The sequence below is a fragment of the Brevibacterium otitidis genome (assembly GCF_042429315.1).
GTDB classification, from domain to species: Bacteria; Actinomycetota; Actinomycetes; order Actinomycetales; family Brevibacteriaceae; genus Brevibacterium; species Brevibacterium otitidis.
On record NZ_JBHMAU010000118.1, the window covers coordinates 1 to 9,162 of the forward strand.

Here is a 9,162-nt window from a genome sequence, read left to right on the forward strand (position 1 = left end):
CCGCTCACCCGAGCCCCTGATCGGCCTCGCCATGCTCACACTCGGAGGCCACCGCCCCCTCCTGCCCGGCCGCTGAAGACCCACGGATCAGTCAGTAGAGCCCAATAAATGTAACGGGATGGGGAGAGCGTGTAGATGTGATGGTGTTTGCCCGGTACCTTCGTCTTGATCTGCTACGGCGCACGCTGGGCCGACCCTGAACCAACTCGCTTAAGGCTTACTGCCTTTTCGTCCGAAGCGTGCGAGCAGGTGCCATGCGTACTTCACGGTCTGCGGATCCTGTTTGCCGCTGCGTGCGGCCTCGGCAAGGCGATCGGGCGTCAACATGCGCGCCAGGCTCTGGGCGAGCCGTACTGGCTCCTCGCCTCGGTAGTCTCGGTCCAACCAAGCGGTGTCGACGCGGAATCCGTGATGGAACTCGATAGGGCAGCCGAGCTGCTCTGCGTACTCGTGAACGGCTCCGTCGCGATGGCAGGGGTCGAGTACGAGCGCCTCGACATGCGTGGCGAAGAACACGGGCCTGTGGACGTGGGCTTCGATGTAGTCATCGAGATAGTCCTGGCCTCCCTGGTCGGCGAGTTGCACGAGCCGTGGCAGTTCGGCCTCCCCGCCCACTTCGGTGGGTTCGTGGACGCTGTCGGGGAAGCAGAAGGTCGACCAGGCTGCCGCTTCTGGCGTGAGGCGGAAATATGCGGACCCGAACCTCGGTGAACCGCCATAGAGGTCTCCCCTCCGGTTCCAGGCACCGTAGACCGGTCGCGTGTGAGCGGGGAGGCTGTCGTATCGCCCTACGAAGAGCCGGCTCTCCCACCGGAATCGATCACCACCCGGATGCGCGGTCAACCCACCGTTGCTCGTACCGGTCTCGAACTGGGACCGATATCTGCCGTCGTGCACCATCGACTCGATGACCAGACCGTCGCGATACGGCCAGTCGGGATGGAACTGCAGCGTCACGCGGGCCACTCGTCGGGCGAGACCGCCCGGGGCGCTGCCAGGATCCGCGTCGGGCGTGGTCATGCATCTTCCTTGCTTCGATTGGGTCGACTCGCCTAATATTATCGACTATGCAACTAATCGCTAGTCTGCGAACCGTGGGAACATGATGGCAAACCGCGAAACTCGTGACCCCGTAGCCGGCCAGTCTGGCTCATCTGTCCGTCGCATGGCGGCCCAAGCGTCGACGCTCGAACTGATCCTGCACCCGCTGAGGTTGCGGATTCTGCAAGCGATGACAGGACGGACCATGACCACCGCGGAGCTTGCCGGACTCTTCGATGATGTCGCTGCTGCAACTGTCTATCGGCATGTCAACACCCTCCTGGATGCCGGGGTGTTGATGATCGTGTCCGAACGACGGGTGCGTGGGGCGGTGGAGCGCACGCTCGCGCTCGTGGAAGATGCGGCACAGATGAACGCCGAGGACGCCGCGCAGATGTCCGAGGAGCAGCATCGGCAGGCGTTCACCGTGTTCCTTGCTCATCAGGCGGCCGAGTTTGACCGCTTCATCGCACGCGACGATGAAGCGGCGATGCCGTTGTTCGGTTACGGGCAGACCATCCTGCACCTGACTGAAGACGATCTCGGCGACGTCCAGGAGCAGCTCAGGGCCATTCTCGAGCCCTATCTCCGCTCGCGCGGCGGTCTTGACGAACATAGAGTCAGCCTGGCGACGCTCCTTATCCCGGAAAGTACAAGCCAGGACGACTGACGCACCACGAATGCCGCCATGAGAATGGCGACTACCCGAGATGAAGAGGAGCCACTCGATATGCCTCTGGAACAGCTCATGTCTCTGGGCTCGGCCCGCCCGATCGTCCGGTGGGGCGAAGACGATGTGCTACATCGGCCGGCCAGGCGGGTCACAGACTTCGGCCCCGATCTGTGGAACCTGCTCTGCGACATGTTCGCCACGAACACCGCCGCGGACGGTGCCGGCCTGGCTGCACCGCAGATCGGCGTGGACCTTGCCGTGTTCGTCTACGAATGCCACGACGCCTTTGGACGCGAGCGCCGGGGCCTCGTCTGCAACCCCACGATCGCGCTCGCCGCAGAGCCGGAAGAAGAAATCCTTGGAGAGGGGTGCCTCTCGCTTCCCGGCGCATATCTGCCGGTCTCTCGCCCCGGTTTTGCCGTATGCCACGGCTATAACCAGTTCGGTGAGCCCATCAAGGTCGCCGGAACCGGAACCCTCGCACGGTGCTTGCAGCACGAGACCGACCACATCAACGGCATCGTGATGGAAGACCATCTCACGCCGGCTGAGCGCCGCGACATCCACCGCCAGCACAAGAAGGTCGTCAAGCAGTATCCCAGCAACTGGCCCGCGTAAGTCACCGACTCGCTCCCACCGCGCGACGCGGCCGGTCGAAATGGGTTCACGAAGGCAAATCGTTCTCTCTGCCCGGCAGTCTTTACAGCCGGAAGTCCCGCAGACGTCGATTCGAGACCACGAGAAGCGATGCTGGGAGCGCGAGCGCACCGAACGCCCCGATGACGGCCCCCATGCCGAAAGCCTCCCCGGCGAATCCGACCAGCGGTGCCACGACGAGCTGCGGAGCTTGCTGTACAAACAGCAGCAGACTCTGAAACCGCGACAACATAGTGGCCGGTGCCAGGAGCAGGTATGTCGGGAACGCGTGAGCAGTGAACAGGACGACGCCCGTGCCGACGAAAACCGTGGACGACACCGCGACCTCCCACCTCGGTGCGATCGCGAGCAAGCCGAGCCCGAGGGCGATGATGATCGGGCCGACGAACATGGGCTTCCAGGCGTTGGTCAGCGTTCCCTTCCAACCGAACCACGCCGTGCAGACGAGCCCGCCTGCGATCCACCCGGCCTCGATCAGACCCGCCTCGCTCGCTGACCATCCTCGCTCCCGCGCGGCGAGGGGGATACCGAGGGCGACAACGGGGATGACCGCACCCGCAATGATCGCCACCGACGCGAGAAGCGCCGGAACGTCCTTTCTCGATCGCACGGCGCTCATCGCCTCGAGAATGCCGCGGACACCGAGTCGAACATCTGACGGCTGAACCCGACGGGGGACGCGGATCAACAGAAGAACCCACAGCATGACCGCTGCACCCGCAGCCCCGATCCAGGCCACTCCGGCAAGCGTCAGCATGCCGATCAGGACTCCGCCGAGCGGCGGGCCTATGGTGCGCGCCAGCTGACCTGCCATTCCCACGCGAGCCATCGCCGTGCCCAGCTCGCGGTCAGCGACGAACAGCCGCGCGAACACGGCAGAGGCTGGGCGGAAGAAAGCGGACGCGGTTCCCATCGATGCCGCGATGACGAACAGCAACGCAGGAGACGTTCCGGCACCCCACACCACGCCCGCCAGGATCACGGAAATGGCGACCAACCCCAGGCTGCTGACGATCATCGTTCTGCGCGGTCCGACTCGATCGGCGAGCAATCCGCCCAGCAGCCCGAGCACCACGGCCGGAGCCACGGTCAGCGTGAGCACCGCGGATGCAGTGTCATGGCCATAGGCCGACGCCGTCCACGTCATCGCGAACGCGAGAACCGCCAACCCGAGTTCTAGCCCGAAGGATGCGGCGAGCCAGGCTTGCAGGCTTTTCGGATAGCCGTTCGTCATGTCGATGCCCATGGAGTGCTCGGTACTCGTGACTCGTCAGTGTGTTGCAGCATCGGGCGCTTCCATGCGGCTCGCCGGCCCATCGTCCGGTATCAGCACCATTCCCAGAGTCGTTCGTGCCTCTCGCCCGGTTCGCGGTCGAAGGTGAGGTCTCAGAAGCTCACGGAGGTATTCCCGAATGTGCCGAAGGTCCTCATCGGTGACGTACAGCAAGGTCTGGCTGTAACCGAAGTCCGGTGTAACGGACCCCTTCGTGGATTCGATAAGGCGGTCGAACTCGGAGGCTAAACGCGTAAGGAACACCACGAACGCCCACTGGCTCTCGTGAGTGGGCGAAGGATGGATCGTGTTGATGTCAGGAGGACGCGCGCCGTCCTCCGAGAGAGCGAGTTCGCGTTGGGGTGAACCGTGGCGAGAGCGCTTTGGTATGACCGTGAGCACGCCGCTGGCGATGAGCGTATTCACATGTCGGTACACCGTCGTGACGGCGACTCCTTCGACGAGAGCCGCCAGTTCTGAGACTGTGACTCTTCGAGAGGCCACTGCCTGCAAGATGCGCAGTCGTACCGGATGGAACAGCGCTTCGAATGAGTTCAACTCGCCACTCATCCAACTCCTATCAGTCGCAAACTTGCGAATAGTGGCAATATAGAGAACACTAGAGGGCGAGAACGAGGGAGGCAACATGGCCACGATCGACGTCCAGGCGCAGCACGTCACCATCCGGATGAGCGGATGGGAGGCGATGGCGACACGCCGTCCTGCGCTGACCGTCCAGAGGTCGGCGCTTTTCGCGGTCACGGCCTCCGACGAATGGGTGACCAGGGGTCTGGGGTTGCGTCACGGAGGGGTGGTCGTGTCCGGGATGCTCAAGGTCGGCATCTGGGTGGGCCTCGACGGGACCCGTCGTCTGCTTGCGATGCGCCGAGGCATGCCGACGCTGAGACTGTCGTGCGCTCCCGGCGGCGCTGAGGGGTTCTCCGAGGTGTTGGTGAGCGCGCCCGACGCGCACGAGGTGGCGGCTCTCCTGGCCGTAGGAGCCAGGGCGTGAACGGCGTTGCCGTCGAGGCGGATCGGCTCACGAAGCGCTTCGGCTCGGTGTCTGCCGTGGAGGGAATCTCGCTCACTGTGACCCATGGCCGGGTCACGGGCCTGTTGGGGCCGAACGGTGCCGGGAAGAGCACGACGCTTCGCATGTTGCTGGGACTCATCCGTCCGGACGAGGGCACGGCGGTCATCGGCGGCAGCCGGTATGTGGACTTGCCGGACCCGACCGCCCGGGTGGGTGCTGTCATCGACGGTGGCGGCCTGCAGCCCTCACTGACGGCCCGGCAGCACCTCCGAGTCCACGCGGCCCTCGGCGGGCATGACGACGAGCGCGTGGAGACCGTCTCGGCACTCCTGGGGACCGACGCGTTCGCTCGGCGGCGCGTCAGAACGTTCTCCCTCGGTATGCGGCAGCGCCTGTCGGTGGCCACCGCGCTGCTCGGGGACCCAAGCATCCTAATTCTCGATGAACCGGCCAACGGGCTCGACCCCGCGGGAATCGCGTGGCTGCGCGGGTTCTTGCGGGATTTCGCGGATCGGGGCGGGGCCGTGCTGCTGGCCAGTCACGTCCTGTCCGAGGTCGAGCAGATCGTCGACGACGTCATCCTGATCGACCGGGGACGAACCATCAGGCGCGGCTCACTCGGCGATCTGACCGACGGCGGGCAGCGCTCTCTCGAAGATGTCTTCCTGACGCTGACATCGACCGGGAGCCGAACCGGAGGCGAAGGAGAGGTGCGCCGATGAAACGCGTGATCACCGGCGAGCTGCGCCGGCTGTTCGGAACCAGGATCCCCGCATGGGCGGCCGTGATTGCGCTGGCGGCCGGTGCCTTCTTCCCCGCGGTGATCTCGATCGTGGGGCCGGAGAACGCCACTCCTCCCATGCCGGGCCTGGACACGCCAGAAGGGGTGCAGATCGTGCTCGGGATCACCGGGCTGACGCTGTTCCTGCCCGCTCTGCTGGGCGTCTTCGCCGTCGCGGGCGAGTATCAGCACCGGACCATCGTCACCACCTTCATCACCGCCCCCCGACGCGGAACAGTTCTCGTCGCGAAACTGCTCGTCTACGCATTCGCCGGTCTCGGCTACGGCATCCTCCTGGCGGCGTCGACGGGAGCCGTGCTGCTGCTCCATGCCGGCATCAGCGGGATGCCGCTCGGACTCGCACCGGCCGATCTCGCCCGCAATCTCGCCGGTGTCGCCCTCGCCGCCGTCGCTTACACGGCCATCGGCGTCGCGGTCGGAGCCATCACCCGCAACCTCCTGCTCGCTGCCGGGATCGTGCTGGGCTGGTTCTACCTCATCGAGCCGATGATCATGCTCATCCCCGGCATCAACACCGCCTACCCGCTGCTGCCCGGCGGGGCGACAGCGAGCCTGGTCGGTTTCACCTTCCTCACCGACGCCATGAGCGCCCAGCTGCACTTGTCTGGGCCGAGCATCCTCAGCCCGTGGGTCGGCGCGCTCGTGCTCTTCGTGTATGCGGCCGTCGCCGCAGCTATCGCCTTCGTCCTCCCGCTACGGCGAGACATCGCCTGAGCACGGCCGAACGCCCGACACCTCTCATCTCGAACGAACGGAGAATCATCGAATGAACAGACAGATCGCGGGCCTCGGCCGCCGAAGCGCCTACGCCCTGCTGAACCTGTTCACCGGGCTGGTCAGCCTCGTGTTCCTGCCGGTGCTGCTGCTCTGCGCGCTGCTGTGCCTGCTCGGCATCGGCCTCGTGCTCCTCCCCGCCGCGCTACGCGCACTGCACGCCTGGGCCACATGGCATCAGAGTGCCGCCGCACGGCTGCTGGGACGAGCGGCCCCCGAGCAGCACTCGCCCCGCGAAGGAAGTGGCTGGGGCGTACTTCGTCATCAGGTCCAAGATCCCAGGACCCGGCGGGAACTGGGCTGGCTTGTCATGCAGGCAGTCTTCGGCATCCTCCTCGGCCTGCTGGCCCTCGGCGGTGTCGGCATCGTCCTCGTCACGATCCTCGCCGGCGCGCTGTGGTGGACGCCCACGCACGCCGACCATGTCCAATTCCTGGGCGAACCGGTGACCAGCTGGAGCACCGCGGCGGGACTCGGCGGCATCCAGCTCGTGCTCGGCATCATCCTCTGGCTGCTCGCGACCGTCCTCGCTACCGCCCACGGACGGCTGACGCTGAGCGCGCTGCCGGTCACGAGATGACGGTCAGCGGGCCCTCGTCCGGGGTCGGCGGTTCGAAGTTGTCGAAGTAGGCGGCCGCGAGATCGGGGTCGAGCTGATATGCGTCTGCTTCGTCGGTCCGGCGGGCGCCCACTCTCTCCAGCGCGACCTCGCGCGGTGTGGCGAGGTAGATCGTCTCTGGCTCCACGCCGAGCGGCCTGACCAGGCTGCGCCACTTCTCGCGTTCCCGCCGCGACCAGAACGAGAAGTCCAGGACGACATCCGTGCCCGTGGCGACGAGCGCGGTCAAGCGGGTGCGGAGCTCGGCCTCGATCTGCCGATGGAGATCTGTCGGCAATGGCATCGACCGGATGCCGCGATGCCATGCCTCCTGGTCGAAGGACAGCCGCGCCATGCCGCCCTCTTCGAGCTGGCGGGCCACGGTCGACTTCCCCGAACCGGCCGGGCCGCACATGAAGATGACCCTGCTCATGAGCACGCCCTCCTATCGTTTCGGGTCGAAGGCCAGTTCCACCTCGACCTCGTCGCCAGCTCCGCGTCCCGTTCGCTTGCGTGTTTCGGCGTTGAACGAGACGAGGTAGCGCCCTCGCATCACTCCCACTGTGGTGCTGTACGTGTACTCCCCGTCGATCGTCACGCGAACGGGGACACGCTTGCCGCGCCCGAAGGCGAGCACGACGTCCTCCGGGACGACGATGCCGACGTTGTTGCCGCCCGTGGCTTCAAGAACGGTTCGGAAGACAGTCATGACGCCCCCTGAGATTCGTCTCGCTCGGCGATCACGGGATGCGGGACCAGCGCATACAGGCGTGCGGAGGCCAGGGCGAGCCAGAGCCAGCCGGCGAGCACGCACACCCACAACAGCAGGACCCCGATGGGTGCCCGTGCCAGGGCCGCCCCGCCGATGAAGCCTCCGAGGACGACGATCGCGCACCAGAGGCCGAGTCGCGACTGGCGCGTCTCGCCGCGTGCCGAAGCCCATCTCGCATAGGCGAACGCGGCCGCTGCGAGACAGACGAAACCGATACCACCGAACAGCAGATGGAGGATACCGGCGGTCGTGCCCTGGTCGCCCGCCTGCCCCGGCGGGAACCCTGCCGACGGGTCCGGGAGGAACACCGCGCTGAGAACGAGGCACAGCCCGTAGGCACCGGTCAGGACACCGATCGCGAGTCCACGGCCGGAACGGAGCGCGCGAAGGATGCCGTAGGCAGCGGCGAGGACCATGAGCCCCGTGAGGACCAGGTTGACGCGCTGCATCCATCCGTGCTCTCCGAGCGCCAGCAGACTCAGCGCGTGCCGGGTGAAGTCGAAGCCGGGCCTAGTGAGCCCGAGGACGAGGCCCACCACGACGTAGAACGGACCGGCGACGACGCCCCAACCGAGAAGGCTCCGAGTGACCGCGGCACTGCGATCGAAGACGGACGGATCTCGTGACATGTCATCATGATAGATGACACAGAACTAGACTGTCCAGTACCATTCTGACATGAGCGGAGTGAGAGAAGAACACGGCCCGGGGCGCACCGCCGAGAAGCGCCAGGCGATCCTGAGCACCGCTACGGAGCTATTCTTGCGAAACGGGTTCCGCGGCACGAGCATGGACGAGCTGGCCTCACAGGCGGGCGTGTCGAAGCAGACCGTCTACAAGCAGTTCACCGACAAGGAACGCCTGTTCCGGGAGATCATCGAAGGGGTTACCGCCAATGCCCAAGCGGTGATCTCCGCGCTGACGGCCGCGTTCGGCGACACACCCGCGACGACGCGCGACGAACTCGAGGCCCGGCTGTGCACCGTGGCGCGCGTGTATCTCGATGCAGTCCTGAGCACGCAAGTGTTGTCGCTGCGTCGACTCATCATCGCCGAGACCGAGCAGTTCCCCGATCTCGCCCGGCGATACTACGAGCAAGCGCCGGCCGGGGGCATCGACGTTATCAGGGGCAGCCTCGAACCGTACGCCGACGCGGGACTTCTCGCTGTGCGTGACCTTCGGGTCGCGGCTGCGCACTTCGCCTACCTCGTGCTTGCCCCCGCCCAGGACCGGGCACTGTTCATCCCCAGCGAATTGCCGTCCGACAACGAGCGGGAACTCTTCGTGGTCACCGCCGTCCAAGCGTTCCTCGATGCGTATAGTGCGACGGGAAAGTAGCCAGGCCCAGTCCACCCGCTTCGGGCGCTTGAGCTTGAGAGGTTGTCGTTTGCCGCCAAGCGAGTCCGAACACGATCGCCGACTACTCCGACATTGTCGGGACTGATGCAGGGATTGGTGACAGTTTGATTGTCACGCTGCGAGGGCAGGTGACTCTATGATTGCTTCGTACTCGATTGGTGTCAATCGACCCAACCGGGC

General features: G+C 65.6%; 13 protein-coding genes. 7 read left to right on the forward strand and 6 right to left on the reverse strand.

Annotated features, from left to right (window positions below):
- Positions 1-210: 210 nt before the first annotated feature.
- A complete protein-coding gene (locus tag ACFFN1_RS14045) occupies positions 211-1,020 on the reverse strand; it encodes a DUF3626 domain-containing protein (RefSeq protein ID WP_376841464.1) in 810 nt (269 codons plus the stop codon).
- Positions 1,021-1,102: 82 nt separating this feature from the next.
- Here ACFFN1_RS14045 and ACFFN1_RS14050 point away from each other — a divergent pair, with 82 nt between their 5' ends.
- Positions 1,103-1,711: a helix-turn-helix domain-containing protein gene (locus tag ACFFN1_RS14050; protein ID WP_376841466.1), complete on the forward strand. Its 609-nt coding sequence runs from the start codon at positions 1,103-1,105 to the stop codon at positions 1,709-1,711.
- 60 nt (positions 1,712-1,771) lie between these two features.
- Positions 1,772-2,332, forward strand: coding sequence for a peptide deformylase (def, locus tag ACFFN1_RS14055; protein ID WP_376841468.1), 561 nt, complete (start codon positions 1,772-1,774; stop codon positions 2,330-2,332).
- A gap of 82 nt (positions 2,333-2,414) precedes the next feature.
- On the opposite strand, the gene ACFFN1_RS14060 is transcribed toward def, so the two are convergent.
- Together ACFFN1_RS14060 and ACFFN1_RS14065 are read right to left on the reverse strand one after the other, a co-directional pair.
- A complete protein-coding gene (locus tag ACFFN1_RS14060; protein WP_376841469.1) occupies positions 2,415-3,617 on the reverse strand; it encodes an MFS transporter in 1,203 nt (400 codons plus the stop codon).
- Between the two features lie 24 nt (positions 3,618-3,641).
- Entirely contained in the window at positions 3,642-4,214 is a 573-nt protein-coding gene (locus ACFFN1_RS14065; protein ID WP_376841471.1) for a helix-turn-helix domain-containing protein, read from the reverse strand.
- A gap of 76 nt (positions 4,215-4,290) precedes the next feature.
- Between ACFFN1_RS14065 and ACFFN1_RS14070 the strand changes: the two genes are divergently transcribed.
- The 4 genes from ACFFN1_RS14070 to ACFFN1_RS14085 are packed head-to-tail and all read left to right on the forward strand — an operon-like array spanning position 4,291 to position 6,833.
- Positions 4,291-4,656: a hypothetical protein gene (locus ACFFN1_RS14070; protein WP_376841472.1), complete on the forward strand. Its 366-nt coding sequence runs from the start codon at positions 4,291-4,293 to the stop codon at positions 4,654-4,656.
- On the forward strand, positions 4,653-5,399 hold the full coding sequence (locus ACFFN1_RS14075; RefSeq protein WP_070638026.1) for an ABC transporter ATP-binding protein: 747 nt from the start codon (positions 4,653-4,655) through the stop codon (positions 5,397-5,399). Before ACFFN1_RS14070 ends, ACFFN1_RS14075 begins: the two co-directional genes overlap by 4 nt.
- On the forward strand, positions 5,396-6,193 hold the full coding sequence (locus tag ACFFN1_RS14080; protein WP_376841473.1) for an ABC transporter permease: 798 nt from the start codon (positions 5,396-5,398) through the stop codon (positions 6,191-6,193). Before ACFFN1_RS14075 ends, ACFFN1_RS14080 begins: the two co-directional genes overlap by 4 nt.
- Positions 6,194-6,245: 52 nt before the next feature.
- On the forward strand, positions 6,246-6,833 hold the full coding sequence (locus ACFFN1_RS14085) for a sensor domain-containing protein (protein ID WP_376841474.1): 588 nt from the start codon (positions 6,246-6,248) through the stop codon (positions 6,831-6,833).
- Here ACFFN1_RS14085 and ACFFN1_RS14090 read toward each other — a convergent pair.
- From ACFFN1_RS14090 to ACFFN1_RS14100, 3 genes are read right to left on the reverse strand one after another with little or no spacing between them, the layout of a single operon-like run.
- Positions 6,823-7,284 carry a P-loop nucleotide/nucleoside kinase family protein gene (locus tag ACFFN1_RS14090; protein WP_376841476.1) on the reverse strand — a complete coding sequence of 154 codons (462 nt, stop codon included), beginning with the start codon at positions 7,282-7,284 and terminating at the stop codon, positions 6,823-6,825. The genes ACFFN1_RS14085 and ACFFN1_RS14090 overlap by 11 nt on opposite strands.
- A gap of 12 nt (positions 7,285-7,296) precedes the next feature.
- Entirely contained in the window at positions 7,297-7,560 is a 264-nt protein-coding gene (locus ACFFN1_RS14095; protein ID WP_376841478.1) for a DUF1905 domain-containing protein, read from the reverse strand.
- A complete protein-coding gene (locus ACFFN1_RS14100; protein ID WP_376841479.1) occupies positions 7,557-8,252 on the reverse strand; it encodes a DUF998 domain-containing protein in 696 nt (231 codons plus the stop codon). The genes ACFFN1_RS14095 and ACFFN1_RS14100 overlap by 4 nt, the downstream gene beginning before the upstream one ends.
- 49 nt (positions 8,253-8,301) lie before the next feature.
- On the opposite strand from ACFFN1_RS14100, the gene ACFFN1_RS14105 reads away from it, so the two are divergent.
- The gene (locus ACFFN1_RS14105) at positions 8,302-8,961 is read left to right on the forward strand and encodes a TetR/AcrR family transcriptional regulator (RefSeq protein ID WP_376841480.1); all 660 of its coding nucleotides are present in this window, start codon (positions 8,302-8,304) and stop codon (positions 8,959-8,961) included.
- Positions 8,962-9,162 lie beyond the last annotated feature (201 nt).